28 protein-coding genes, 2 tRNA genes and 1 riboswitch are annotated in these 26,097 nt (G+C 55.1%); of the genes, 11 read left to right on the top strand and 19 right to left on the bottom strand.

The window, feature by feature from the left end; all coding sequences use genetic code 11:
* Positions 1-4: 4 nt before the first annotated feature.
* The 4 genes from PT964_RS06130 to upp form a co-directional block, all read right to left on the bottom strand.
* On the bottom strand, positions 5-382 hold the full coding sequence (locus PT964_RS06130; protein WP_274362451.1) for an ATP synthase subunit I: 378 nt from the start codon (positions 380-382) through the stop codon (positions 5-7).
* Positions 375-596 (bottom strand): hypothetical protein, encoded by a 222-nt coding sequence (locus PT964_RS06125; RefSeq protein ID WP_274362450.1) that lies wholly within the window; start codon positions 594-596, stop codon positions 375-377. Before PT964_RS06125 ends, PT964_RS06130 begins: the two co-directional genes overlap by 8 nt.
* 168 nt (positions 597-764) lie before the next feature.
* Positions 765-1,889 carry a non-hydrolyzing UDP-N-acetylglucosamine 2-epimerase gene (gene wecB, locus PT964_RS06120; RefSeq protein ID WP_274362587.1) on the bottom strand — a complete coding sequence of 375 codons (1,125 nt, stop codon included), beginning with the start codon at positions 1,887-1,889 and terminating at the stop codon, positions 765-767.
* A gap of 47 nt (positions 1,890-1,936) precedes the next feature.
* A complete protein-coding gene (gene upp, locus PT964_RS06115; RefSeq protein WP_274362449.1) occupies positions 1,937-2,566 on the bottom strand; it encodes a uracil phosphoribosyltransferase in 630 nt (209 codons plus the stop codon).
* A gap of 188 nt (positions 2,567-2,754) precedes the next feature.
* Here upp and spoIIP point away from each other — a divergent pair, with 188 nt between their 5' ends.
* From spoIIP to PT964_RS06095, 4 genes are all read left to right on the top strand, one after another.
* The gene (gene spoIIP, locus PT964_RS06110) at positions 2,755-4,029 is read left to right on the top strand and encodes a stage II sporulation protein P (protein ID WP_274362448.1); all 1,275 of its coding nucleotides are present in this window, start codon (positions 2,755-2,757) and stop codon (positions 4,027-4,029) included.
* A gap of 91 nt (positions 4,030-4,120) precedes the next feature.
* On the top strand, positions 4,121-4,456 hold the full coding sequence (ymzB, locus tag PT964_RS06105) for a protein YmzB (protein WP_482194165.1): 336 nt from the start codon (positions 4,121-4,123) through the stop codon (positions 4,454-4,456).
* A 472-nt stretch (positions 4,457-4,928) separates the two neighbouring features.
* Positions 4,929-6,575, top strand: a complete 1,647-nt coding sequence (locus tag PT964_RS06100; RefSeq protein WP_274362446.1) for an RNA polymerase sigma factor — start codon at positions 4,929-4,931, stop codon at positions 6,573-6,575.
* A 279-nt stretch (positions 6,576-6,854) separates the two neighbouring features.
* Entirely contained in the window at positions 6,855-7,430 is a 576-nt protein-coding gene (locus tag PT964_RS06095; RefSeq protein WP_274362445.1) for a permease, read from the top strand.
* Positions 7,431-7,442: 12 nt separating this feature from the next.
* On the opposite strand, the gene PT964_RS06090 is transcribed toward PT964_RS06095, so the two are convergent.
* Positions 7,443-8,270: an endonuclease/exonuclease/phosphatase family protein gene (locus tag PT964_RS06090; RefSeq protein ID WP_274362444.1), complete on the bottom strand. Its 828-nt coding sequence runs from the start codon at positions 8,268-8,270 to the stop codon at positions 7,443-7,445.
* Between the two features lie 303 nt (positions 8,271-8,573).
* Between PT964_RS06090 and PT964_RS06085 the strand changes: the two genes are divergently transcribed.
* The gene (locus PT964_RS06085; protein ID WP_274362443.1) at positions 8,574-9,581 is read left to right on the top strand and encodes a Gfo/Idh/MocA family protein; all 1,008 of its coding nucleotides are present in this window, start codon (positions 8,574-8,576) and stop codon (positions 9,579-9,581) included.
* Positions 9,582-9,642: 61 nt separating this feature from the next.
* On the opposite strand, the gene glyA is transcribed toward PT964_RS06085, so the two are convergent.
* The 10 genes from glyA to ychF form a co-directional block, all read right to left on the bottom strand.
* Positions 9,643-10,890, bottom strand: coding sequence for a serine hydroxymethyltransferase (gene glyA / locus PT964_RS06080; RefSeq protein ID WP_274362442.1), 1,248 nt, complete (start codon positions 10,888-10,890; stop codon positions 9,643-9,645).
* A 53-nt stretch (positions 10,891-10,943) separates the two neighbouring features.
* Positions 10,944-11,549, bottom strand: coding sequence for a TIGR01440 family protein (locus PT964_RS06075; protein WP_274362586.1), 606 nt, complete (start codon positions 11,547-11,549; stop codon positions 10,944-10,946).
* Positions 11,550-11,623: 74 nt separating this feature from the next.
* A complete protein-coding gene (gene rpiB, locus PT964_RS06070) occupies positions 11,624-12,082 on the bottom strand; it encodes a ribose 5-phosphate isomerase B (RefSeq protein ID WP_274362441.1) in 459 nt (152 codons plus the stop codon).
* 90 nt (positions 12,083-12,172) lie between these two features.
* Positions 12,173-12,252, bottom strand: a riboswitch (ZMP/ZTP riboswitch).
* Positions 12,253-12,306: 54 nt separating this feature from the next.
* Entirely contained in the window at positions 12,307-12,897 is a 591-nt protein-coding gene (locus PT964_RS06065) for a low molecular weight protein arginine phosphatase (RefSeq protein WP_274362440.1), read from the bottom strand.
* Between the two features lie 60 nt (positions 12,898-12,957).
* Positions 12,958-13,518: a manganese efflux pump MntP gene (locus PT964_RS06060; RefSeq protein WP_274362439.1), complete on the bottom strand. Its 561-nt coding sequence runs from the start codon at positions 13,516-13,518 to the stop codon at positions 12,958-12,960.
* A 111-nt stretch (positions 13,519-13,629) separates the two neighbouring features.
* Positions 13,630-14,736: an L-threonylcarbamoyladenylate synthase gene (locus tag PT964_RS06055; protein WP_274362438.1), complete on the bottom strand. Its 1,107-nt coding sequence runs from the start codon at positions 14,734-14,736 to the stop codon at positions 13,630-13,632.
* A 51-nt stretch (positions 14,737-14,787) separates the two neighbouring features.
* The gene (spoIIR, locus tag PT964_RS06050; protein ID WP_274362437.1) at positions 14,788-15,471 is read right to left on the bottom strand and encodes a stage II sporulation protein R; all 684 of its coding nucleotides are present in this window, start codon (positions 15,469-15,471) and stop codon (positions 14,788-14,790) included.
* Positions 15,472-16,311: 840 nt separating this feature from the next.
* Complete coding sequence (gene prmC / locus PT964_RS06045; RefSeq protein WP_274362585.1) at positions 16,312-17,187, bottom strand: peptide chain release factor N(5)-glutamine methyltransferase; 876 nt, start codon at positions 17,185-17,187, stop codon at positions 16,312-16,314.
* Positions 17,188-17,198: 11 nt separating this feature from the next.
* Positions 17,199-18,275, bottom strand: a complete 1,077-nt coding sequence (gene prfA / locus PT964_RS06040) for a peptide chain release factor 1 (protein WP_274362436.1) — start codon at positions 18,273-18,275, stop codon at positions 17,199-17,201.
* A 163-nt stretch (positions 18,276-18,438) separates the two neighbouring features.
* Positions 18,439-19,539: a redox-regulated ATPase YchF gene (gene ychF, locus PT964_RS06035; protein WP_274362435.1), complete on the bottom strand. Its 1,101-nt coding sequence runs from the start codon at positions 19,537-19,539 to the stop codon at positions 18,439-18,441.
* Between the two features lie 235 nt (positions 19,540-19,774).
* Between ychF and tadA the strand changes: the two genes are divergently transcribed.
* The 5 genes from tadA (at position 19,775) to PT964_RS06010 (ending at position 22,875) form a co-directional block, all read left to right on the top strand.
* The gene (gene tadA, locus PT964_RS06030) at positions 19,775-20,269 is read left to right on the top strand and encodes a tRNA adenosine(34) deaminase TadA (protein WP_274362584.1); all 495 of its coding nucleotides are present in this window, start codon (positions 19,775-19,777) and stop codon (positions 20,267-20,269) included.
* The gene (locus tag PT964_RS06025) at positions 20,266-20,730 is read left to right on the top strand and encodes a GNAT family N-acetyltransferase (protein WP_274362434.1); all 465 of its coding nucleotides are present in this window, start codon (positions 20,266-20,268) and stop codon (positions 20,728-20,730) included. Before tadA ends, PT964_RS06025 begins: the two co-directional genes overlap by 4 nt.
* 137 nt (positions 20,731-20,867) lie before the next feature.
* Entirely contained in the window at positions 20,868-21,986 is a 1,119-nt protein-coding gene (locus PT964_RS06020) for an HD-GYP domain-containing protein (protein ID WP_274362433.1), read from the top strand.
* A gap of 26 nt (positions 21,987-22,012) precedes the next feature.
* A complete protein-coding gene (locus tag PT964_RS06015) occupies positions 22,013-22,711 on the top strand; it encodes a Crp/Fnr family transcriptional regulator (protein WP_274362432.1) in 699 nt (232 codons plus the stop codon).
* Between the two features lie 89 nt (positions 22,712-22,800).
* Positions 22,801-22,875: transfer RNA gene (locus tag PT964_RS06010), tRNA-Arg, on the top strand.
* Between the two features lie 110 nt (positions 22,876-22,985).
* Here the strand turns inward: PT964_RS06010 and PT964_RS06005 are convergent.
* Positions 22,986-23,390 (bottom strand): hypothetical protein, encoded by a 405-nt coding sequence (locus PT964_RS06005; protein ID WP_274362431.1) that lies wholly within the window; start codon positions 23,388-23,390, stop codon positions 22,986-22,988.
* Between the two features lie 227 nt (positions 23,391-23,617).
* Between PT964_RS06005 and PT964_RS06000 the strand changes: the two genes are divergently transcribed.
* Positions 23,618-23,691 (top strand) — tRNA-Pro (locus PT964_RS06000).
* A 311-nt stretch (positions 23,692-24,002) separates the two neighbouring features.
* On the opposite strand, the gene PT964_RS05995 is transcribed toward PT964_RS06000, so the two are convergent.
* From PT964_RS05995 to PT964_RS05985, 3 genes are all read right to left on the bottom strand, one after another.
* Positions 24,003-24,521, bottom strand: coding sequence for a hypothetical protein (locus PT964_RS05995; protein WP_274362430.1), 519 nt, complete (start codon positions 24,519-24,521; stop codon positions 24,003-24,005).
* 87 nt (positions 24,522-24,608) lie between these two features.
* A complete protein-coding gene (locus PT964_RS05990) occupies positions 24,609-25,352 on the bottom strand; it encodes a metallophosphoesterase family protein (RefSeq protein ID WP_274362429.1) in 744 nt (247 codons plus the stop codon).
* A gap of 14 nt (positions 25,353-25,366) precedes the next feature.
* A complete protein-coding gene (locus PT964_RS05985) occupies positions 25,367-25,948 on the bottom strand; it encodes a histidine phosphatase family protein (RefSeq protein WP_274362583.1) in 582 nt (193 codons plus the stop codon).
* Between the last annotated feature and the right edge of the window lie 149 nt (positions 25,949-26,097).

Raw genomic sequence — 26,097 nt, 5'->3', positions numbered from 1 at the left:
TGCTTCACCCCTTTCCATCGGAACGATTATTATTGTGTACAATTGCTGTAAAAAACACCGCAATTTGGACAAAAAAACAGCTTGCCAATGTAGCGGGCAAAGCAAAGTATTCCGGATACCGCTTGGCAACCATAACGGCAAGCAGCACGGTCGCGAGCCGTCCTGCCAACCCCATGCCCTTCCTGACGACGCCTTGTTCCGCGAGATTGCTTAGAAACTCAACCCTTCTACGCAATAAAAACGCATTCACAACGCTCGCCAAGGTGCCCAGAATCAGGCCGGCGGCAACCGTTCTTCCCTCAGGAACCAATGCCCAAGCAGCCAATAAGGCGGACATAAAAAAAAGAGCTGTCCGTACGGCTTTATTCAATATTTCAACCATCGGAGTCCTCCAGTAAGCGTTTCAGCAGCACCACACAGGAGAGAATGCCGACTGCCAGCCCCGCTAAGATGCCGAAGGCAACCCAGCCGCGCGAACCGCCGATCCGATCGCCGAGAAAAAAGCCCAGGGTGATGCAAATCGCAACATCAAGCCCCATGACGCCTACCAAACCGGCGGCCCGCCACGGATTATCTTTATTGCTCTTCTTATTCATAGCCCTACCCCTGCTAACCCTCATATATTTTATCCATCCGGCGTAAGGTTTGTCAATTCACGTAATTTCAAACATTCCGTGAACGGACAAGCGGAAAACCCTTGCGCGGCAACAGTTTTCCCGCTTCTCAAACCATACAGTGCAACTGTATGCTGTAATCTTCCAGCTTTATGCTTGAAACTTCTCCGGCCTGCGCTCGGACAATCCGAAATGATGAAGGATCGCTTGTACAATCCGTTCCGACGCCCTTCCGTCGCCGTAAGGGTTGGCCGCTCGGCTCATTTTCTCGTAAGTAGCGGAATCCGTCAGCAGCGCTTTCGTTCTTTCATAGATCCGCTGCTCGTCGGTGCCTACCAGCTCCAGCGTGCCCGCTTCGATTCCTTCCGGCCGCTCGGTAGTGTCCCGCAGCACAAGGACGGGAACGCCGAACGAAGGCGCCTCCTCCTGCAAACCCCCGGAATCGGTTAATATCAAATGCGTATGCGGATAAAAGTTGTACATCTCAATGAGATCCAGCGGATCTACGAGCTTGATGCGGGGGTGTCCGCTGAGCAGCTCGCGCGCGGTCTCCTGTACGACAGGGTTCAAGTGAACCGGATAGACGATCGCGACGTCGTCGAATTCGTCCGCAATGCGGCGAACGGCGCGGAATACGCGGCGGTGCGGCTCGCCCTGCGATTCGCGGCGATGCGCCGTCATCAGAATCAGACGCTTGTCCTTCGCCCAATCAAGCAGCGGATGCTCGTAGCTTTCTTTCACAATGTATCGGCCGACATCGGTGACGGTGTTGCCGGTAATGAAAATCGAATCCTCCGGCTTGTTCTCCCTGCGAAGGTTGTCCGCCGACCAATTCGTCGGAGCGAAGTGCAGGTCCGCAAGCACGCCGGTCAGCTGACGGTTCATCTCCTCCGGGTACGGCGAGAGCTTGTTCCAGGTGCGCAGCCCCGCTTCCACGTGCCCGACTTTGATACGCTGCAGGAACGACGCGTAGCTTGCCAGGAACGTCGTCTGCGTGTCGCCGTGAACGAGCACGATGTCAGGCTTCTCTTCCATCAGCACCGGCTCGAGCCCTTGCAGCACTCGAATCGTAATTTCGTTCAGCGACTGCCGCGCCTTCATTACATTCAAGTCGTAATCCGGCCGGATGCCGAACACTTCCAGCACGCTGTCGAGCATTTCGCGGTGCTGCGCCGTCACGCAGACGACGGAATCGATCTTGTCCTTATGCTTCCCGAGCTCCAGAATGAGCGGAGCCATCTTCACCGCTTCCGGGCGGCCTCCGAAGACGGTCATTACTTTAATGCGACCTACCACCGGCGATTCCCCCGATTCCTTATATTTTACTTCGTGCCGAACAACCGGTCTCCGGCGTCGCCGAGTCCGGGAATGATGTAGCCGTGATCGTTCAAATATTCGTCGATGGAAGCCGTGTAAATGTCAACGTCCGGGTGAGCCTCCTGCATCGCCTTCACGCCCTCCGGAGCCGCGATCAGACACATCAGCTTAATTTGGTTGCAGCCCCGCTTCTTCAGCAGCTCGATCGCCGCAATGGCGGAACCGCCGGTTGCCAGCATCGGATCGATCACGATCAGCTCGCGCTCGGTCACGTCCGTCGGCAGCTTCGCATAATATTCCACCGGCTGCAGCGTATCCGGATCGCGGTATAGGCCGATGTGTCCCACCTTCGCAGCCGGGATCAGCTTCAGAATGCCGTCCACCATGCCGAGCCCCGCGCGCAAAATCGGAATCAAGCCGAGCATTCTTCCGGAGATGATCTTCGATTCCGTAACGGCTACCGGAGTCTTCACTTGGGTGCTCTCTAGCGGAATGTCCCGGGTAATCTCATAGGCCATCAGCGTCGCCACCTCGTCGACCAGCTCTCTGAAATCCTTCGTATTTGTGCGTTCGTCGCGTATGTAAGTCAGCTTATGCTGGATCAGCGGGTGATCACACAGGAACACTTTACTCATTCGTTTGTTCGGCCTCCCGATTATTGGTTGCAAAAAAATCTTAACCATTATAACATTGTCCCACTTTCGTTGCACTATGCGCTTCATGGCACCTGGGGTTCTACCTTCTAGCACCGGTTCATAGAATTGGGTAAGAAGCGGATGAAAAAACACTATAACCGCTTTGAGGACAAGGAGTAGAACTTTACATGCGATGGAAACAACTCGGGCGTTCAATCGCCGAAGGAGCCGGAGGCTTGGCCCGCGCCTTCGCCTCTCTCGTTGTATGGTGCATCATCGGAACTTTCGTCGTCATATCGCTAGTGTCTATTCTATGGAAGCTGGAAGATTCCCCGGTCCAGCAATTGGAAGGCGCGGCGGCGTCATTGCCGAGCGTATTTTTCATCGATATGCTGGGGATGGAGTTTCGCCAGCTGCCGCGCAACGAGGATGCCTCCTCATTCTCGACCGGCAACGTGACGCAATTTTTGACGCGCCTTACGACCGGAATCGATCCCGGGGACCCGCGCACGCTGGCCGCGCAGACGCTGCCCGGCGCTCCGAACAATCAGTACGTCATCCTCGTCAGAGGCAAAAACACGGCGGCTCACGATTACCCGCTCGAAATTCCGCCTTCTCCCGACTTAATGGGCTCCCACAGTCCTGAGGAAGGGCAGCCGGAGGAAACCGGCCAACAACCGGGAGCGGGCGGACAGGAGCCCGCTGGCGGCGAGTCCGGCGAACAAGAGCCGAGCGCCCCTCCTCCGCAAGAGCCGGGCGAACCGCCGAACGGCGCCGACTTATCGAAAAAAATATTGTTCGTATACCACTCGCATAATACGGAATCGTATTTGCCGGAGCTGGACGGCGAAACGCAGCCGGACCGCGCATACTCGACGAAAGAAAAGCCGACTTCCATAACGAACGTGGGCAAATACCTTGTCGACAAGCTGGCGGAGAAGGGAATAGGAGGGCTCCACTCCGATGCGCAGTACCCATGGAAGACGGCCTATACCGAGTCTAGAAAAACCGTCAAAGCAGTCATGCAAAAAAACGAGGGGCTTCAATTTATTCTAGACCTTCACCGCGACTCCGCCAGAAGAGATGCTACAACCTTGACGAAAGACGGGACATCTTACGCCAAGCTGTATTTCGTCATCGGGGAAAAAAACCCGAACTTCGAGCAAAACTTTGCCTTCGCCGGGGAAATGAATTCCCGCGTAGAGGAAAAATTGCCCGGAATATCCCGCGGCATCGTAAAAAAGCTCGAGCATTCCAACGCCGAATTCAATCAGTCTCTTTCCCCGTATAGCGTTCTGATTGAAGTAGGCGGCGTCGACAATACGCTGGAGGAGTGTTACCGCTCCATGGACGTCCTCGCCGAAGCCATCGCGGAAATGTACTGGGACAACCAGGATACGGAAAAGGCCGACACGCCGCCTGCGCCAAGCGAAGCGAACAGCCGAACGACCGCCGGAGGGTAAAGGTGTTAATTTGCCTTCGAACTGGTTACCTTAACAAAGGTGAAGCATTAGACGAAGCAGCGTTAAGGAAAGAGGCGATCAAACGGTGGATATGGTACAAATGACGGAATGGCTGCTTGGGCACGTGAACGAAACGTTGCTCATCCGCAAGGAGGAGAACGGCGACACCGATCAAGTCATGCTGAAGCTGCAGAAAGTGGCCTACGGCACCGGCGGACCGGACAGCGACGATTTCGTCAACGACGACCGGATTATCCTGCACGGCGAAGGCACGATTACCGTAGACGGAGGTTCGGGCGCCGCCGAGCTCCCGAGAGGCTCGTACGAAATCGCGCTGGCCGGGAATATTCGAGGCTCCGTTCAAAATCATGAGCTGCACATTCAAACCGAACGGGCTACATACCGGGTAGGCGCTATACGGCATTGAGGAAGTTTTTCGGGGCCGTCTCCAATTTTTTGGGGGCGGCCTTTTTGGCGTGCATGGCGGGAGGCGGGGTTAGCCTGTATGTGCGCCGAATCCGCACATGGCGGTTTGTCGGCTGTACCCTCCTCCGTTTGGAAAAAGGTTGTCTATAATCGGTTGCGGTTCGGTCATAATTTTGCGGTTTTTTCCCTCGTCTAATGATGTATTGGCAAAACTGTGTTCAAAACATGCTGTCGCCATTACCGTTTTTGAACACACTTTTGCCATAATGGTTGGTTAAAGCCGGATTTCGGCGAATTTATGGAAAAAGGACAGCACAATATAAACATCCTTTTGCCAAATTGCGTGCGGGAGTGTAAGCTGCGGCGTGCAACACTGTCTCTTTTTCGTACATTTTGACATAATGAAAAAAACTTCCAACCTTTTATACCGTCTCCACACTTTATATTTGACAGGATTGCAAGGAGGAAGCAGCATGCCCGCCCATACCGCCACAAACATAACTGCAGAGGACCTTGCGAAACGGTACGCCCGACCGATATTCGGATTTGCGTTGAAGCGTGCGGGGCATAGGCAGGAAGCGGAGGATCTCGCTCAAGAGATCATGCTTCAACTATTCAAATCCGTTGCGGCAGGGGCCGCGATCTCCAATATGGATGCATACGTTTGGACCGTTGCCCGGTACGTATGGGCGAACTGGGTGAAGAATGCGTCTAACCGAAGGCACTATACGGACAATAACGGCATGTCCGACCTACCCGCAGATCCAACCGAAGGGCCGCTCGATTTGCTTCTGCAAAGCGAATCGGTTCAAGCGTTGCGCAGAGAAATCGCCCTGCTGTCGGAAATGCAAAGGCGGATCGTCACGATGCATTATTACGACGGCCTAAAGCAAAGCGAGATCGCTGCCGCCCTTAACCTTCCTGTCGGAACCGTAAAATGGCATCTACACGATGCGAAGAAGGAGATGAAGAAAGGGATGGAAAAGGTGCGAAGAACCGGAGAGCTCAGCTTTAATCCGATTCGTTTCTCGACGACAGGCCATATCGGCAGTCCGGGTTGGTTGGCGGAAGGCCCCGATTTTCTCGGGCGGACTTTGACCCAAAACATAATTTACGCCATGTACAACAAGCCTCTATCCGTTAAAGAGCTTGCGAATGAGCTTGGAACGCCTGCCGCATTTGTTGAAGATGAGGTCGCCTTTTTGGCGGAATACGATTACATTACGGAAACATCCCCTGGAAAATACGCTGCGAATATCGTTATCCAGGACCCCGTTATTGAGCATAAAGAGGAAGGCCATAAGTTGCTGAAGCAATGCGCCGCAAAAATCGCCGACCGGCATTATGAGGCGCTGATGGACATTCGTGGTCAAATGGTAGAGACCGATCTGTACGTTCCTAATAACGACTACAATTTCTTGTTGTGGACCCTCCTCCCGAAAAATGTCGAAAACCAAGGGAATCGTTCACTCCCCGCCGCCGACGATCCGGAGCAAATCATTCCGTTGCGAAAGGATGGCGGCAAGTACATTGTTTATACCGAAATAAGGAGGCCTCTCCAACCTGCCGTAAGCTATGAGCAGAAATTTTACAAAGCGGTTGGGCCGATGAATCGAGGAGGAGGAGGCAGTCTTCATTTGTGGCAAATGGACACGTATTGGAGCGATCGGCCCGGGTGGCGGCATTTGCACTCTAGGGATGTACAGCTGTGCGACGCATTCAGAAGAAATGAATTGAAAGATACCGAGGAAAATCGGGAAACTTACGCTTTCCTGCTGTCAAAGAAATACATCATTCAGAAGGAAAAAGGCTATCTTTTCAACGCAGTGTGGATCGACACTCCGGACACCGCAGCGGCTGTCAACCGTCTGATCCCGGACTTATCGGAGCTTTATAAACCGGCTGTCTCCACGCTTTACGAAGAACGGTTGAAGCTTGCCATGATCAACCAGCCGAAGCACCTTGCACCTCAGATCGCTTATATGACACGCGGTGATGTAGCGGGCTGCGCACTCATCCCCTACGTGCTGAAGCACCTCGTTGATAAAGGCAAGCTTCGAGAGCCGCTGCCGGAGCAAAGAAAGACAATCACCACGTTAATGGGACATTTTAGAAAATAGAATCGCTTGAAGCACAGTGCCGCCTCTTTCAACCCGGACGCGTACCCGTCCGAGAGGCGGTACAGTTGTGTTTTTTATATTCGACAGAAAATAGTGTTGACGAAACTAATAACGTTAGTTATATTTAAACTAACACTATTAGTTTTATGGCGAATATGATTATTTTTGAAGGAGAGAGCCGCATGAATTTTATTGTTTTTATTTTGCTGTTCACTGTTTTGGCCAACTGGCTCGACAATCGGGCGACAACCCACCATACAAAGAAAGGCGTGAAGTAACATGTTTGCAGGACATTTCGGACTCGCTGCGGCGGTCAAGGCGAAAGAGCCGGGGGTGCCGCTCTGGTCCCTCATGGCGGCTACGCAACTGTTGGATATTTTGTTCGTTCCCTTATTGCTGTCGGGTGTGGAGACGATCGATTCGCCTGCGGGAACCGGGTACGGCAAAGCGATCATCCATGCCGATTATACGCACTCCTTGGTCGGCGCCATTGCGATTGCGGTCATTGCCGGGTTCTTTGCGCGGCGGGCATGGGGAAAAAGAGCGGGCATCGTCATCGGCTCGGTCGTATTCAGCCACTGGATGCTGGATTTGCTCGTTCATCGCAGGGACCTGCCGATATTGCCCGGCAACGCGGGAGATTTGCCGCTGCTTGGCTTGCATCTGTGGAACTATCCGGCGGCCAGCATGGCTGTAGAATTTGCACTCATTGCCATAGGGTTTGTCATGTACTTCCGTTCCGTCCTCCATCGGGCGGGACTGCCGAATAAATCAAAAGCGTTGGCGGCAAGCGGCATTATGGGATTGCTGCTCATCCTATCGCTGATCACGGACGTGTTCGGCATTGGAGCATAAGGCCGCGAATCGTTATGGCAGCGAGATGTGCGCGATCACCGGATAATGGTCGGACGGAAACCGGCCGAGGCACTTCTCCCGATCGACGACGATCTGTTCGATACGGATATCGTCCGTCGCGAATATATAGTCGATCGGCTTCCCGCCTTCCCCGCCCCCGCGGAAGGCGTGGTACGTGGCGCCGGCTGCGGCGGCGCCTCCCGGCAGCTCGTCGCAGGCATCGACGAGCGAATACGGCGGCGCGCTCAGCTGCGCGACCGCAGGGCGTCGAGGCGACGAGTTGAAGTCGCCGACAAGGACGGCGGGCACGCCGGAGGCCGCCCGCCGCTCGATCAGCCGCGCCGCCGCCAGCGCGGCTCCCCGCTCCCGCGCAAGGCCGCTGATGTGGTCGAGATGCACATTGTATACGGCTAAGCGCGGGATCCCTCCGTCGGCCGGTTCGAATACGGCCCACGTGCAAATTCGCGGGAACATGGCTCCCCACCCGCGGCTTGCCGGCAGCTCCGGTGTGACGGAGAGCCAGAACGTTCCGTGCTCCGCGGGCTTCCATCGCTCCTTAACGTAATAGATCGCGCAGTGCTCGCCCTTGGAGCCGCCGTCCCTCCCTTGACCGACGCGGCCATAGCCGGGCAGCAGTCCATCGAGCTCCTTGAGCATGAGCGGCAAGCCTTCCTGCGTGCCGATGAACTCCGCTCCGGATCTTAGAATCGTCTCCGCGACGCTTCGCTTCCGGAACCGCCATGCATTGTTTCGGTCGGTCCACGAGCTGCGCCGCAAGTTGAACGTCATTACCGACGTCATTATCCCTTTAGACTCCGTCACAATTTCCGTTTCCGACATGCCCGCCAGCCCCCTCCCATTCGCAATCCGCTCGAGCCGTTCCGTCCGCTCTCACTTCGAAATCCTCCGAACTCTTCCGTTCGGTCCCGCTCCGTAATCGACCAAGCTTCTTCACTTGCACCAACCCGTAATCCGCCCGTTCTTCCGCCAACCCTATTTCTTTTTCATCAATATCAGTCCGGATCCATCCGTTAGCTCCCTCTATCTTACGGCAAAATAGCTCGACACATCCATAGGATGCGGCGGGCTTTTGCGTTACAATAAGTACATCATTCGCCATCGGCGAAAGGAGATGCAGGAATCATGCATAAAGTAGTAGTGGCCGGCTGCGGCGGCATGGCCCGGACTTGGATCGAGTACGCGATGAAGCGCAGCGACTGCGAGATCGTCGCTTTCGTCGACATCTTCGAAGACAATGCCAAACGGTATCAGCAGGAATTCGGGATCGGCCGCACGTTCACCGATGTCCGTACAGCAATTAAAGAAACGGGCGCCAACCTTCTGTTCGACATCACAATACCCGACAGCCATTACGAAGTGGTCACCACTGCGCTCGAGCTCGGCTGCGCCGTCTTCGGCGAAAAGCCGATGGCTCACTCGCTCGATGCCGCCCGCGCGATGATCGATGCCGTCGAGCGCGCCGGAAAGACGTACTCTGTCATGCAAAACCGCCGCTACATCAAGAACATCCGCGCCTTCCGCGAGACAATCGTCTCCGGCGCCATAGGCAATCCGGGCTTCGTCTGCGCCGATTTCTTCCTGGGCCCGCACTTCGGCGGCTTCCGCGACGCGATGGATTCGCCGCTCATTCTCGATATGGCGATACATACGTTCGACCAAGCCCGATTCATTACCGGTAAAGATCCCATATCGGTATACTGCCACGAATTCAATCCGGAAGGCTCCTGGTACAAAGGGAACGCGTCCGCCGTTTGCATCTTCGAATACGGGGACGGCTCCGTTTTCAACTATCGGGGCTCTTGGTGCGCGGAAGGCTACCCCACCTCGTGGGAATCGTCGTGGCGGATCGTCGGCTCCAAAGGCACCGCTCTGTGGGACGGAACAAACGCGCCCGTATATGAAACGATCGTTCAACCCGAAGGGAAGCCGTTCCAAAACAAGTTCGAGCGCTTCACGGCGGAGACGTCCTGGAGCGGCAACGAGTATCATCACGGCTGCTTGGACGAAATGTTCGCAGCACTGAACGAAGGCCGCCCGGCCGAAACGGACTGCCGCGACAATATCAAAAGCGTGGCCATGGTGTACGGCGCGATCGAAAGCGCCCGAACCGGCACAAAGGTACAGCTCTAACAACGCCTAAAAAAGCCCCCAAGCTCGCTGAAATAGCCAGCAAGCCGGGGGCTTCGTCATTTTAATATTCGAGGTTCGGGTAGATCGGATATTTCGCGGTCAGTTCGTACACCATGCCGCGCGCCTTCTCTACGACGCTCGCATCCTTCGGCGACTTCAGCACCATCGAGATGATGCGTGCGATCGCGCGCATGTCGTCTTCCTTCATGCCGCGGGTCGTCACTGCCGGCGTACCGATCCGGATGCCGGAGGTGATCATCGGACCCGCTGGATCGTTCGGGATCGCGTTCTTATTGACGGTAATTCCCGCTTCGTCGAGCAGCTTCTCCGCTTCCTTGCCGGTTACGTTCAAGCCGCGCAGGTCGACAAGCATCAAGTGGTTGTCCGTTCCGCCGGAAACGAGGCTGATGCCTTCGGCAAGGAACTGCTCCGCCATCGCCTTCGCGTTGGCAACGACTTGCGCCGCGTAGTCTTTGAATTCCGGACGAAGCGCTTCGCCGAATGCGACGCCCTTCGCCGCGATGACGTGCATCAACGGTCCGCCTTGCGTACCCGGGAACACGGCCTTGTCGATCGCCGCCGCCCAAGGCTTCCGGCACAGAATGAGGCCGCCGCGGGGACCGCGGAGCGTCTTGTGCGTAGTCGAAGTTACAAAATGCGCATGCGGCACCGGGCTCGGATGCTGTCCGCCCGCCACGAGGCCGGCGATATGAGCCATGTCGACCATGAACAGCGCGCCGACGTCGTTCGCGATTTTGCCGAGCGCTTCGAAATCGATGATGCGCGGATACGCGCTCGCGCCCGCCACGATGAGACGCGGGCGGTGCTTGAACGCCGCCTTGCGCACTTCGTCGTAATCGATGTAATGCGACTCTTCATTGACGCCGTAAGCGACGAAATTATACAGGATGCCGGATGCGTTGACCGGGCTGCCGTGCGTCAAATGTCCGCCGTGCGCCAGGTTCATGCCGAGGACGGTGTCGCCCGGCTTCAGCGCGGCCAAGTATACCGCGAGGTTCGCCTGCGCGCCGGAGTGCGGCTGCACGTTCGCATGCTCCGCGCCGAACAGCTGCTTCACGCGGTCGCGCGCCAAGTTTTCGGCGACGTCCACGTATTCGCAGCCGCCGTAGTAGCGGCGGCCAGGATATCCTTCCGCGTACTTGTTCGTAAGTACCGAACCCATAGCTTGCATAACCGCTTCGCTGACAATGTTCTCCGAAGCGATCAGCTCCAGATTGCGCTGCTGGCGGCCAAGCTCTTCACCCATCGCTTTCAGCATTTCCGGATCTTGCACCCTCAGTTGTTCCATTTTCTCCAGCTCCCTTTTTTTAGTTGGTTATGTTGAATCTATTCGGACTGCGACTACATATCCTCCATCGTAAGCGTCCCGGTTTCCGGAGTTGCCGTGGCTGCCGGGACGGGCTCCATGCCTTCCTGCGGCAGCGTGTAGACCGCCCTCGCGCCTCCGATCAGCTTCGGACGCGTGAACGCCGCGTTCACTCGGGCGTTCCCGACAAATCGGATCGACGGCCGGAACGGAACCGCTACACGGCGCAGGTGCATGCCGATCAGCGTTTCGCCGACATCGATGCCCGCATGGGCCCGGATTTCCTCCACGATCACGGCGTCGTCCAGATGGCGGTGCGCCCAGGAGGCCATCGCCCCGCCCGCCTTCGGCACCGGAACGACGCTCACCGGCTCAAAGCCGTATTTCTCCGCCGCTTCCCGTTCGATGACGAGCGCCCGGTTCAAATGTTCGCAGCATTGATATGCCACATAGCAGCCGATCTCCTCTTGAAACCGCTGCAGTCCTGCGAATAAGGCGGAAGCGACCTCCGACGTGCCGTGGCTGCCGATCCTCTGACCTAGCACCTCGCTTGTGCTTACGCCTGCGACAACAAGCTGCCCGGTTTTTATTCCGCCCGCTTGCGCCACTTCTTTGGCGATTGTATAAATGTCATACGCCATTTTTTCCAAGTCGGGTTCACGTTCTGCCACTCGCGCATCCCTCCGATCGTTCGAATCAGGCGGTACATTGTTCATTAAGGATGAATGGATTGCTGCCCTTCCAGCGCCGTCACCTTCGCAATGCGGTTCTTATGACGCTCCCCTTGAGAAAATTCGGTCCCGAGCCACGTTCCTGCGATTTCTTGCGCGAGCCCCGGCCCGATGACGCGTTCGCCCATCGCCAGCACGTTCGTATCGTTATGCTCCCGCGTCGCCTTAGCCGAAAACACGTCATGAACAAGCGCGCAGCGAATGCCGGGCACTTTATTCGCAGCAATCGACATACCGATTCCGGTGCCGCAAATCAAGATGCCGCGGTCGGCTTCCTTGGAAACGACTTTGGCGCACACCTTCGCCGCGAAATCGGGATAATCCACCGAATCCGGCCCGTTCACCCCGAAATCCTCCACCTCGTGGCCGAGGGAGCGAACATATTCTATAATTTCCGCTTTCAGTCTATAGCCTGCATGATCCGCGCCGATGGCAATTTTCATCGTTCTCATCTCTCCTAGCTTCCATATTCGTTCGCCCCATATTATACCCTAACATGCAAAAAAGAGCATACGACACGCGTTGCGCGTCCATGCTCTTGCCCAGGCGACCGGCGTATGCCCCGATGCTCCATTGTGGTCGTCCACGAATGTCGCCAGTTACATCAGGGTCCCGTATGTTGAAATCATCATATCGCAAAAGCCTCTTCGATGTAAAGCTCCAAATATCATTGCTTCAGCTTTTCGATAATGCCGAGCAACACTGCCTCCAGCTCTCGGGCGACGACTTCATATGTTTTTAACGAGCCGCCGATCGGATCGACGATATCCATATTCGGAACACGCTGTTCCAGCTCGAACAATTTATCCTTCTCGGCATCGGTAATGTGTTGTTTTAGCGCCATTTTGACCTGCAAGTCGGCAATGAGCGACTCCCGCTCCCGGTGCAGCGCGTCCAGATCGGAGCTGTCGTCCGCGTATTCTTTTAGCGTGAACGTTTTGTCCACGGCGCCGGGGTACGACTCCAGCACGTGACGCTTATGATGCGACGTCATGGTCAAAATCAGATCCGCCCAATCGACGAGCTCCTTCGTCAGCTCGGAGGATTGAAACCGGTGAGTGTCTTTGATTCCCTTGTTCTTCAGCACCGTTGCCGAATGCTTGGACATGGACGTTCCGTTAAGCGCGGCAACGCCCGCCGATTTGGCTTCGGCTTCGAGCCCGCTCTCCGCCGCCAGCTTTCGGAACAGCGATTCCGCCATCGGACTGCGGCAGGTGTTTCCCGTACAGACGAACAACAAACGCTTATGCTTTTGCATGAACATCCTCCTTCCTTCGGCCTAGGAACCTAATCAACTCTATTGTAAACCAAAGAAAGGTCAAAATAAAAATAGCAAACCGAAGGCGAGCAGCACCGCGCCGCCCAGCGCTTCCCCGTACTCGCCGATCATCGCCCCGACTCTCCGCCCGACCATGAGCCCGACCGCGGACATGAAGCCTCCGAGCAGCCCGAACATCATGACGGACAAAATGAGGTCGGTCGAAAACATGCCGAGCGACACGCCGACCGACAGCGAATCGACGCTGCAGCTTAACGCGAAGGCGAGCACCCCGAAGAACGATCCGTGATTGATCGATCGGACGGCCTCCCCCCGAAGCGAGCTGTAAATCATATGGGCGCCCAGCGCCATCAGCAGCCCTCCGCCAATGGCTACCGCCAAATCCCCAAGCAGCGTGCTCATGTATTTTCCCGTGAAAAAGCCCACCAACGGCATCAACACGTGGAATAGCGCAATGGCGGCGCTGATTTTGGCGACGTCTCTGAGCCGTATGCCCCTCATCCCGATGCCGAGGCTGAGCGAGAATGCGTCCATCCCGAGCGCTATGGCAATCAGGAGGATGGTGAGAGTTTGCCCCAAATGTTCCGTAATTTCCGCCAAAGCTTCCGCCCCCTAGTTTGTCCGCTTATCACTAACCATGCTATGCGGACAAGAGGGGAAACATGTCTGAGCGGTCGGAAGACAGGTGTTCGTCCCTGACCGGCGTTGCGTTCAGACGCGGATGATGTTGCCGCCGGCGGCCTTCTCCAGCCGGTTCATGAAGGCGAAGCCGAGACCGGAAGCGTCGACGGCTTCGGCGTAAATGCGCGCGATGTCCCGAGCGTCGCATTCTCTTAAAGCGGCGTACAGCTTGTGCGCCGCGGTCGTTGCGTCGCCCCGTTCGCCGAGGGCGACGGTGTAGTCGGCGCGGTACGGCAGCGCCGCGCCGGGTGTTGGCGCGAACGCGAGCACCGCGGTTCGCAGCCCTTGCGCGGCGTCGTCGTCAACGCGATTTTGGATGTGCGCGCGGACCGCGTCCGCTGCGCCTTCCACCACGCACAAGCGCCCTTTGGGGGCGTAGTGCGTGTATTTCATGCCGGGGGAGCGCGGAGCTTCCTCTTCTTTGGCGCCGCTCAGCCGATGCGCCGCTACAATAAACCCGGCGTCGCGAAGCGACTCCGCCGTGATGCCTCCGGGCCGCAATATATGTACGGCCCCTTCTTCGTCGACCCGGGCTACGGTCGACTCCAAGCCCACGTCGGTCGGTCCACCGTCGACGATGCCCTCGATGCGGCCCTGGAGGTCCTCCTGCACATGACGTGCAAGCGTCGGGCTGGGCCGCCCGGACCGGTTGGCGCTCGGCGCCGCCACCGGCACCCCTGCTTGCGCGATCAGCGCAAGCGCCGTCTCGTGCGCGGGCATGCGCACCGCGACCGTATCGAGCCCCGCCGTCACGCGGGGCGAAACCGCGCCGGGCCGCACCGGCAGTACGAGCGTGAGCGGCCCCGGCCAAAACCGCTCGATCAGTCTGCGTTCCGTCTCGTTAATATGCTCCGCCAGCTGCTCCGCCGCCTCCACATCCGCGATATGCACGATCAGCGGATTGTCCGACGGTCGTCCCTTGGCGGCGAATATCCGCTCCACCGCTTCGGTGTTCCGCGCATCGGCCCCGAGCCCGTACACGGTCTCGGTCGGGAACGCTACGAGCGCGCCCTCGCGCAGCAAAGCCGCAGCCTCCGAGAGGTTGCCCCGGAGGCTGTCGCTTGGTATATGTTGGACATTCCATAATTTGGTTCCGATTGGGTTCTGGTTTTGGTTTTGGTTCTGGTTCGCTGGCATTCGGGTATTCTTCCGTCCTTTTTGTTATGATGCGCTCCCATTATATCACAATTACGCGAACCACGATTGCACCGTATGCGTGAAGCCTTTGAACCAGTCGAACAGGAAGAAACGGAACTCCACCTCATCGGAGCCTGTCGCCTCTGCGGTTGCATTTGCGGCAACCTTTTCGCCGCCGCTTTTCGCCGGCTGATCCTTATCCTTGTTCGGGGATTCGCCCGCCGTCACGTCCACGAAGCAAAGCGGCGGAAACAGCACGCACCACCAGTTTTGACCGAGTCCCCGTCCGAGCGTGACGCGCAGCGCCTCATAGTCCCCGGCCGGGTATACTTTATCTCCGTACACTTTAGTAGGGAACGGCACGATGCCGAGTTCCACTTTGTAAGTATAGTCATATCCCGCTTCTCTTACATATCGGCCGACAAGCGTCTCCAGCTCCGGTATGTGTGTGCGAACGGTTTCTCGTGCTTCCTCGATCGTTTGCGGCCCCTTCACCCATGCGTTCATCTGCTCGATAATCGCATCGCGGATGCGGCGCTTCAGCAGTTGGTCTTCTGTCGCGTCCGAGTCTGCGAGAATTCTTAGCCGAATCGATTCCTGCGGAATCGTAACGTCGTTAGCCGCCGCGGCGATCACTGCGTCATTTTTCCCTTGCTCCCAAGACATGACAAGCACCATCAAAGCTACATGTACAAAAAAGAATGATTTCCAAAATGATTGCTTCACCCGTGCCATCCCCTCTCGACCTTGCCTCATACCCACAGTATGGACAGCCGAGGGACTCTCTAAACCTATGATTCTATAAATCTAGCTGTAGTTTTTAGTTGGCTCGGAATTAAGCAAACTACGTGTTGCTATCGGACTTGTTTTAGGGGGCTTGTAGAAAATAGCAACACTACAGATTGCTATCAAGCTGAAAATGAGCCTCCCACACCTGATTTTCGCCGAATAGCCACTCGTAGTGTTGCTATTTTTCTGAAGGTGTCCAAAATAGGCCCCTTAGCAACTCAGAGTGTTGTTATTTTCATGTGCTCCAACGGAACTTCTCCCGCTGCACCCTCTCAACCACCACATCCAGCTACTTCCAACAGAACTTTCTCCCGCTATACCCTCTCAACCGCCACCTCCTGCTACTTCCAACGGAGTTTTCTTCCGCTGCCCTCCCCTCTTACCACACTCTGCCCCCTCCAACGGAACTTCTCCCGCTGCACCCTCTCAACCACAACACAACAAAAAAACCGGGGATAACTCCCCGGCCGAACATAATTTATCCACATTTCATAACGTGCCATCCACACGATTCAAGCGAATATCCACAGTGGATATCCACTTACCCACAAACTTATCAACATTACACACATCCACAAGTGGATAATCACAGGTCACAGGTTTCCCCGTATCGCTTATCCACTACCGGGTCCCCATCCTATCCGCTGCCCCAAAAGCGGCAACTAACCGCCACGCCAACCCGCACGCCAATATACGCGTCAACAATGACAATCGTATTTCCGGTATGTGTGTACCAACGGGTTCGCGCGCTTCCTCTATCGTATGCGGTCCCGTCACCCGTACCTCTTAACGGCGAACCCCGATAACATGGCGCTCAATCCCCGCCAAATCCGGTACAACGAGCAGCTCGGTCCAGCGGCACGTCTCCCTCAGCATCTGCTCCAAATCGCGCGCCTGGCCCATTCCGACCTCGAAGCCGACCAAACGCGGCCACACGTTGAATTCCCGCATCTGCTCAAGTATCCGTCGATACGGTGCCAGTCCGTCCGGACCTCCGTCAAGCGCAAGATGCGGCTCATAGTCGCGAACCTCCACCTGCAGCTCGTTAATGTCGCTCGAACGAATATAAGGCGGATTGGACACCAACATATCGATTGTCTCCCCCAACTCACGTGCGGCAGGCTCCAGTAAATCCCCTTCCAGAAACCGCACTCGATCCGTTACGCCATTGCGCTCCGCGTTGGACGCCGCAACAGCAAGCGCATCAACACTAATATCCGAGCAAAACACGCGCCACGAAGGGTTCTCCGCCGCCAGCGAAACACCGATAGCGCCGCTTCCGGCCCCGACATCCACAATGACCGGACGCGCTCCGGACCCGGGCTCCCACAGCTCCCGGCCGATCGCCGCAATGCGTTCCACGAGCAGCTCCGTCTCCGGACGCGGAATAAGCACCGCCGGCGTCACCCGAAACGGCAGCCCGTAAAAGTAAGCTTCCCCCATAATGTATTGCACGGGTTCGCCCGCCGCGCGGCGCTGCAGCAGGTCCCATAGCTTGCCGAACGCCTCCTCTTCGATCGGATCGCTCCACACCAGCAGCAATCTGGTACGCGAGACGCCAAGCACGTGCTGCAGCAGCAGCTCCGCCGAAGCGGCGTGCTCGCTTACCCCGCGCCCGAGCAAAAAAGAAGAAGCCCTCATAAAGGCTTCTCTAGTTGTCATTCCGGATGTTGTCACGCGGAATATTCCCCTCTCTCGGCCATCTCCGATTGGGATGCGACCGTCAACGCGGATATGATCTCTTCTATATCGCCGTTCAACACTTGGTCCAGCTTATGCAGCGTCAAACCGATCCGGTGGTCCGTCACCCGGCTTTGCGGATAATTGTACGTCCGAATGCGCTCGCTTCGGTCGCCCGTGCCGACCTTGTTCCGGCGCTCCGAATCGTATTTCTCCTGCTCTTCCAGCAGCTTCTTCTCGTAAATACGGGCGCGGAGCACCCGCAATGCCATCTCTTTATTGGAGTTTTGCGATTTGCCGTCTTGACATGTCGCCACGATGCCTGTCGGAAGGTGCGTTACGCGCACGGCCGATTTCGTCGTATTGACGGACTGTCCGCCTGCGCCGGACGAACAGAACGTGTCGACGCGAATATCGCTTTCCTTAATCTCAACTTCCACGTCCTCCACTTCCGGCATAACGACAACGGTCGAAGTCGACGTATGGATCCGTCCGCCGGATTCCGTCTCCGGCACGCGCTGCACGCGGTGCGCGCCGCTCTCGAACTTAAGCTTCGAATAGGCGCCTTTGCCTTTGACAACGAAGATGATTTCCTTGAACCCGCCGAGATCGCTCTCGCTCGCTTCCATCAGCTCCGTCCGCCAGCCCTGCATATCGGCATATTTCGTATACATGCGGTACAATTCCGCCGCGAACAAAGCCGCTTCCTCGCCGCCCGCCGCGCCGCGAATTTCCACGATGACGTTCTTGTCGTCGTTCGGGTCCTTCGGCAGGAGCAGCACGCGAATTTGCTCTTCGAGCGCATCCTTGCGCTCCGTCAGCTCGGAAACCTCAAGCTTCACAAGCTCCTTCATTTCGTCGTCAAGCTTCTCTCCGAGCATGGTGCGAGCGTCCGACAATTGCTCGGACACCGATTTATATTCTTGATACGCGTTATACACCTCTTGCAGATCGGACTGCTCTTTGGAGTATTCGCGCAGCTTCTTGCTGTCGCTGGCCACATCCGGATCGCAAAGCAGCTCGCTAAGCTTTTCGTACCGGTTGGCAAGCGCTTCTAAACGATCAAGCATGGATCTCACCTCTTAGCTAGTATCTTCATCCTTTAAGTATATGATGCCCGAAAAACAGATGTCAACGAAACAACGCTTCCAATCCTTCCAGCATCAATCCATCCCCAAGCAAAAAAGGCGGCTAAGCCCCAGCTTCAACCGCCTGAATCCCAATCGCACTCAATTACACGTTAAACCGGAAATGCATGACGTCGCCGTCGCGCACCACGTAATCTTTCCCCTCAAGGCGAAGCAAGCCTTTCTCCTTCGCCGCGTTCATGGAACCGCAAGCGATCAGATCATCGTAGCTCACGACCTCGGCACGAATAAAGCCGCGTTCGAAGTCGGTATGAATGACGCCCGCGGCGCCCGGCGCTTTCGTACCCGCACGAATCGTCCATGCGCGAACCTCTTGTACGCCCGCCGTGAAGTAAGTATACAACCCTAGCAGCTTGTAAGCAGCCTGAATCAGCCGGTCCAACCCGGATTCTTTAAGGCCCAGCTCCTCCAAGAACATCGCCTTGTCTTCGCCTTCCAGCTCGGCGATTTCCGACTCCACCTTGGCACTGATCGGAACGACCTCAGCCCCTTCCGCCGCCGCAAACTCGCGAACCTTCGCCACATACGGATTCCCTTCGGAATTTGCCGCCTCTTCCTCGCTGACGTTCGCCGCATACAGCACAGGCTTCATCGTAATCAAATGCAGATCGCGGAGCAGCAGACGCTCTTCGTCGCTGAGCTCGACGCTGCGCGCCGGCTTGTCGTTATAAAGCGCTTCTTTGACCCGCTCCAACGCCTCGGCCTCGATCGCATATTTTTTGTCGCCGCTCTTTAAATTTTTCTTGGTGCGCTCCAGCCGTTTTTCCACGGACTCCAAGTCGGCCAAAATAAGCTCCAAATTAATCGTCTCAATATCGCTAAGCGGATTGACGCCGCCGGACACGTGGGTAATATTTTCGTCTACAAAGCAGCGGACGACGTGAACGATTGCGTCCACCTCGCGAATATGAGCCAAAAATTTATTTCCGAGTCCTTCGCCCTTGCTTGCGCCTTTCACCAAACCGGCAATATCCACAAATTCGAAAGCCGTCGGCACGATCCGCTGCGGGCTCACAATGTTCGCCAAGCCTTGCAGGCGTTCATCAGGAACCTCCACCACGCCTACGTTCGGGTCGATCGTACAGAACGGATAGTTCGCCGATTCCGCCCCCGCCTGTGTGATTGCATTAAACAACGTCGATTTGCCCACGTTCGGCAATCCGACAATCCCCGCTTTTAAAGCCATCTATCTACACAACTCCCGTTCGATTATTTTCCGTCAATCTTCTTGTACATTATATAGTAGGATGTCCACAAGCACAATTTGCTTGGGAGCATTTTTCAATATACACTACTACCATGAGAAGCGCATGTCCACAAGACTTTTTTAAGTTATCCACATAATTATACACACCATGTTAACAAAAGAATGCTTGTTCGCCTTTTTATCCACAGCCCGGGACCGAGAGGAATGACACTTGATGCTTAACGATCCCCAAAACGAAGATATCCGCTGGATGAACGAAGCGATTGCCGAAGCCCGCAAAGCCGAGGCGATCGCAGAAGTGCCGATCGGCGCCGTTATCGTAAAGGACGGGCAAATCATCGGCCGCGGCCATAACCTGAGGGAAACGAACGCCGACCCTACGGCTCACGCAGAGATGATCGCCATTAAAGAAGCAAGCCTCTCGCTGGACGCTTGGCGGCTGACGGACTGCGATTTATATGTGACGCTGGAGCCTTGCCCGATGTGCGCCGGCGCCATTATCCAATCGCGCATCCGCCGCGTCGTCTATGCTTCCCCCGATCCGAAAGCGGGCTGCGCCGGAACGCTGATGAATTTGTTGCAGGAATCCCGCTTCAATCACCAAACGGAAGTAACGGCCGGCGTCCTTCAGGAGGAATGTTCCGATATGCTGACGAATTTCTTTAGGCGGCTTCGCCAAAAAACAAAACAGGAGAATGATACGCAATGACATTTACATACTGTCCCTTTGACATCACGGATCCGCAGCACGCCCGAAACGTTCAGGAGCTGCAGCAATTGTCTTATCCGATTGAAGCGCAGCTGATCGGACTTGAAACGCTTCCTCCCTTGCTTGATACGGTGGAAACATTGATGGGATGCGGAGAGCAATTTATCGGGTGCTTTGAGGGGGACCGGCTGATCGGAGCGGTCGCTTACAAAATGGACGGCGGCACGATCGATATTCATCGGATGATGGTTCACCCCGAGCGGTTCCGCAAAGGCATCGCCAATACGCTGCTCACTGCCGCCCTGTCTGTTCCGGGCGTAAACAAAGCCGTAGTTTCCACCGGGTCTGCCAACCTTCCCGCGGTAACCCTTTATGAACGCCACGGCTTCAAGGAGAAGGAACGCGTCGAGGTTGCGCCGGGAGTAACGATAACGCTATTCGAAAAACCGATGGTTTTGTGAAAAAGTACACATTATTTTTGTTGAGTAACACACAGAAACGGGATTCCATATTGTGACATAATGTTTCTCATGAACCGAGTCCTCCGGTCTGCTTTCCGGAGGCTCGTTATATTTTAGGAACATAGGTGAAATTAGCCATGAGACTGATCCCGACCGCAAGGTGCCTGCCCGGCATGAAGCTGGGCCGCCCGATCTACACGGCCGAGGGGCATGTGCTTGTAGGCTATCGAGTGGAATTGACGCATCACATTATCTCCAGGCTGCAGCAATTAGGCTACGAATACGTATATGTGGAAGATCCTCTTACGGAAGACATCTTCATCGAAGACAGCATTCGAGTCGAAATAGCGCTAGTAAATACGATGCGGAAAATTTGCAATCTCGTTTCTACGGCCCCCTCCTCTTTGTCTGAAGGAACCCTATCTCTTTCCCGGCATTGCCACGACAGCATTATGATGGCTATACGCGATCTGGCCAACCGGCATGACGATTGGATCATGATGACCGATCACCCGATACAACCCGGCGGGCGAAATGTCGATATGTTTATTCAAAACTCCGTCAACGTCTGCGTATATGCGACCAAGCTGGGCATGATCGAAGGCTACAAAGGCGATGATTTATATACATTGTCGCTTGGGGCGCTGCTTCACGATATCGGAAATCTTCGCATCCCTGCGGAGCTTCTCCATAAGCCCGGCCCGTTGACGGCGGAGGAATTCCGGGAGGTCCAGACGCACACGCTTCAAGGCTTCCAATTGTTGAAGGCGGAACCCGGAATCCTCTTCGCTGCGTCGCAATGCGCATTGCAGCACCATGAGCGGGTGGACGGTTCCGGTTACCCTTTCGGACTGAAGGGTTCGGCGATCCATCCGTTTGCCCGTCTGGTAGGCATTGCCGACGCTTATGTCGCGCTAACCCATTCGAGATGTTACCGGAAACAACCGTTTTTGCCTCATGAGGCGCTTGATATGCTGTATGCGAATACGGGAACCTTTTTCGATAAGGAAAAAGTTGAGCTATTTCGAAATAAAGTGGCTGTTTTCCCAGTTGGCGTTAGTGTATCATTGAATACAGGAGAGCAAGGCATTGTATCCAAAGTAAATCCGATGTGCAAACACAGGCCGGTCGTCCGAATATTACGAAACCGCTATGGACTGGAACTGCAGAAGCCCTTTGAGATTGACCTTTCCCAGAAGCTGAGCGTAATGATCAACCGGGTTGGGGAGGAATTGGCGGCCGCTCCTTTATTTTAGGCTGGAATTCCGTCGGGGGCATGAATATGCACGATATCACGAAATTATTGAAGAACGTTCCGATCTTGGAGGACTTCGATTCCGAAGAATTGGCCGCGATTGCGCCTTTGTTCAAGGAGCGCACGTTTAAGAAGGGGACGATTTTGTTCTTCGAGGGGGACCCCGGCGAAGAGCTGTTCGTCATCAGCACCGGCTTCGTGAAAATATACCGCCTCGAGCAAACGCTCGACCAAACGAAGGAAATCACGTTATCGTTATTTAGAGACGGCGATTTTTTCGGAGAAATGGCGTTAATCGAGAGCGGCGCCACCCGTTCGGCCACAGCGGAGACGATCGATGCCACCACGGTTTTTACGCTGTCGAGGAACGATTTCGCTCAATTTCTGGTGCGAAGCCCGAAGCTGTGCCTGAAGCTGCTGGGGGTAACGATGAAACGCCTCCGCAAAGCGAACGACAAAATTCACGATTTAACGTTCCTGGACGTCCGGTCGCGCATTATAAAAAATATCGAACGTCTTTCGACGGAATATGGGGTGAAAGTGCCCGAAGGAACGCGCATCGACTTGAAGCTTACGCACCAGCAGATCGCGAATATGGTGGGAACGGTTCGCGAATCGGTGACTAAGGTGCTTCAGGAGCTTCAGGACGATGGAATCATATCCGTAGACAAGAAGCGTATCATTATTATGGACCCGGTGCGGTTGAGCAAGTCGATCCAGTTCTAGGCATGGATTTTTCCACGGAACCGGAAGCTTCGCCAGCGTTTTCACCTTGCATCGGTCGCCGTTTCATGTTAGATTTATATTTACTTCAAGCGCCCGTAGCTCAGCAGGATAGAGCGATAGTTTCCTAAACTATGCGTCGCGGGTTCGAATCCCGCCGTGGCGCGTACCATATGAACGTGAAACCCTTGTTAATCAAGGGTTTTTTTGTTTCTCAACGAAAACGGCCCCATAAGGGGCCGGCAATTGGTATACAAGGTATTAAGTTAAGTATTACTTACTTGCCTACAAAAGGGCTATTTCCTCCGATAATGCGCTCTCCGTTCTTCCCGATCACATAGGCGTTTGCTTCATAGAGTGTTTGGCTATTCTGACTGGACGTAGTAAGCAGCACAGTATTCGGTTTTACCAACTTGGCCGAAACGATGGTCAAAAAAGGGCGCGTTAAGCCGTATTTTTCACGAATAGTATAATTGTTAACATCCTCCGCACTTTCTTTAGAAATCGGCTTCGTGAAAACAAATTCTACCGTTGTATTTGATAAAGCGAAAACGCTGGCCAACATCGGGTTGTCTCTGGTCGTATCTGAGTTAGCGGCCGGTGCGGGCGGAGCCGCGGATACAAGCCCGGTTCCTAGTGTGAAAAGGACAAGCGAAAGCATGACAACGATCGATTTCTTCATCATCAACAACCTCCTGGAATAAGATGAATATATTTGTCAATGAATATCAATTGCATGATAATAGACGCCATATTCAGTAAAAGGTTTCGTAAAATAGAAAAATTTACATTTATTTTTATATGAGACCCACATCCAGCGTCCGGAAATAATTACACACTTGATTTCATACGAAAAACATGATAAATTATTCGTTGTCGTCGCGAAACATTAAATCGACGCGGCATCATCGAGACGTGGCTCAGCTTGGTAGAGCGCTTGCTTCGGGAGCAAGAGGTCGCAGGTTCGAATCCTGTCGTCTCGATATTTTTATTGTCAATCGCAGCTCTCTTGTCCGTCGGGCAGGGGAGCTTTTTGTTATGGTGCGGCGCTCCCCCATCCTGCTCCCTCTAACGGAACCGAATGACCGCTACATTGGCGAAAAGCCCCTAAAAACAGCAATTAGCGGAACCGCTTGTCCGCTAACCGCACAAAAATCCGCATTTCCTGTGTAAAATCGCAATTTAACGGACAACATGTTCCGTTAATCGCCGGTATTATGTAAACAACCGCAAATTAGCGGACATTTCTTTCCGTTAGCAACAAAAACCCCCTCGAAGGAGGGGGCAATCAACCCTATTTCTTCTTCCCTTTCCCCGCGCCTGGGTTCGGGTTAGGATTAGGGTTCTTCAACGTTTCCGCCAGCGCTTGGTTGAACTGCTTCTCCGACGCGAGCAGCTTCGGAAGCGCCTCTTTGATTTTCTTCTCGTCTCCGTTCTCTACGGCTTTCGTGAATTCGGTCACAGCCTCGATGTGGACCTTCATTTTGCCTTCCCGATCCTCAAACAGCTGTCTCATCCGATCGCGCACGCCGCCCCGGCTGTTCTCGTCCAAGCTGCGGATTTGCTCGAACAACCGCTTCCGCTCGTCAAACACTTGCTTCCACTCCGCCTTCGTTTCCGGCGCATATTTTTCAGCCAGCAGCTGCATATACATGCCTTGATGAACGGAGCCCTTATACGCGCCGTGGCGGTGGTGATGCTCGCGCTTTTCCTTCGGAGCCTTCGGAGCCTCCGGCGCCGACGCCGACGCTGCCCCTGCATAAGCCGACAGCGCTACGGCAGCGGCCATTACCGATACGAACAGTTTGCGCATTCTCTTTTCCTCCTGTCTGGTAAACCCATTCGGATGTAAGATGCGCAATGCCGAACCATTTTATGTATGCTCGTTCCGATCAGCCGCTTAAACCGATAATCCGCGGTAACGGCCCGTACGCAGCTCCTGCACGTATTCCTTCATGAATGGCATTCCTTCCTCTTCCGCCGCCATCCGAACCGCTTCCTCGATGTCGTAGGGTACTCGAACAAGCGATACGGAGAACGAACCGTTCTCCCGGCTCTCGTAATGCCCTTCGATGACCGCATAGGAAGCTTGCGTAATTTCCAAAGGGTTGCCTACGCTGCCTGCATTAAACAGCATCCTGCCCGGAAAATGCTGCACATACGCATTATGCACGTCTCCGTACCCGATCACATCCGGCTGCCCTCCATGCTCGGGGACCCCGGTGCTTTCCGTATTATCGAACATCGTCAGCCGGGTCTGCACCGTATCCCACGGCTGAATGCGCTTATGCACGCTTTCGGGCGAGGCATGGAACAAACGGACAAACCGGCCGCTGCACCAAAATTCCACGCAAAACGGCAGCTTTTTCAAATATGCCAGCCGCTCCTCGCCAAGCCGGTCCCGGTGCCACAGCAAATCCGGTTTATCGGTAGGTCTTGTAATAAACTCATCCCAATTTCCTTGCACGACAATATCGCAGCTTTCACGGATCAAATCTACCGCCCGTTCGGAGTGCGGGCCTTTGCCGATGAGATCGCCAAGGCAGACGATACGGCCGATTCCGCGCTCTCTGATGTCGCCAAGTACAGCTTCTAAAGCCGGCATATTGCCGTGTATGTCCGAAATGACCGCGATGCGCTCCATCCGCACCCCTCCTCCTAGTCCATCTCTAGTTTAATATATCCCGCATCGCCTAAGAAATCATCTCTAGTCAACAGGCGGCCCGTCAGACGCTGACGGTAATCCGTTATCGTCCCGTCGTGGCTTACAATGAAAACGCGTTCACTCCGCTGCATGCGGATCCATTCCAGCAAAGTGCCCACCGCTTCCCCGTACCGCTGCGAATCCATCCGATTCAAGCCTTCGTTGCTTAAGCCTTTATAATGCTCGTACAGGATGACGGCCTGCGGAAATTTCCGTTTGACCGCCTTCGCGCTCAAAATATAATCGCACAACAGCGTAGCAAGTCCTTCCTCATCCGTAACCGGAGGAAACATCCGAGGACCGACGAGCGGTGTGACATAAATCGGAGCGCCTGACCCCGCGGCCAAAATTTCGGCCGTCTCGAGCGTTCTCATCGTGGGACTGGCCACTACCAAATCCGATTCCTTCGGCATCATCTTGCTGCGAAGCGCGCCCGCCTGCTGCCGGCCAAGCGCGGTCAGCGACGGGTGAATCGTCTCGAGAGACCGGGGCCAATCTACGGTATGCTCCCCTTGAGCATGCCGAATGAAATACATTTGCAATTCGAACACATCCTTGTTTTCAAACCGGTAAGGGGCTTTTCAAACATGAATACGCCTGTTCCGCACAATTTATCCCATGCCGTATGAACGCAATCCGTTAGCTAATACTCTACCATAATATGAGCGTTTCTTCCCCTATTTCG

Source organism: Paenibacillus thermotolerans, assembly GCF_028745515.1.
Classification (GTDB): domain Bacteria; phylum Bacillota; class Bacilli; order Paenibacillales; family YIM-B00363; genus Paenibacillus_AE; species Paenibacillus_AE thermotolerans.
Note: the sequence above shows the minus strand (reverse complement) of the source record. Positions and strands in the feature narration are given on the sequence as shown.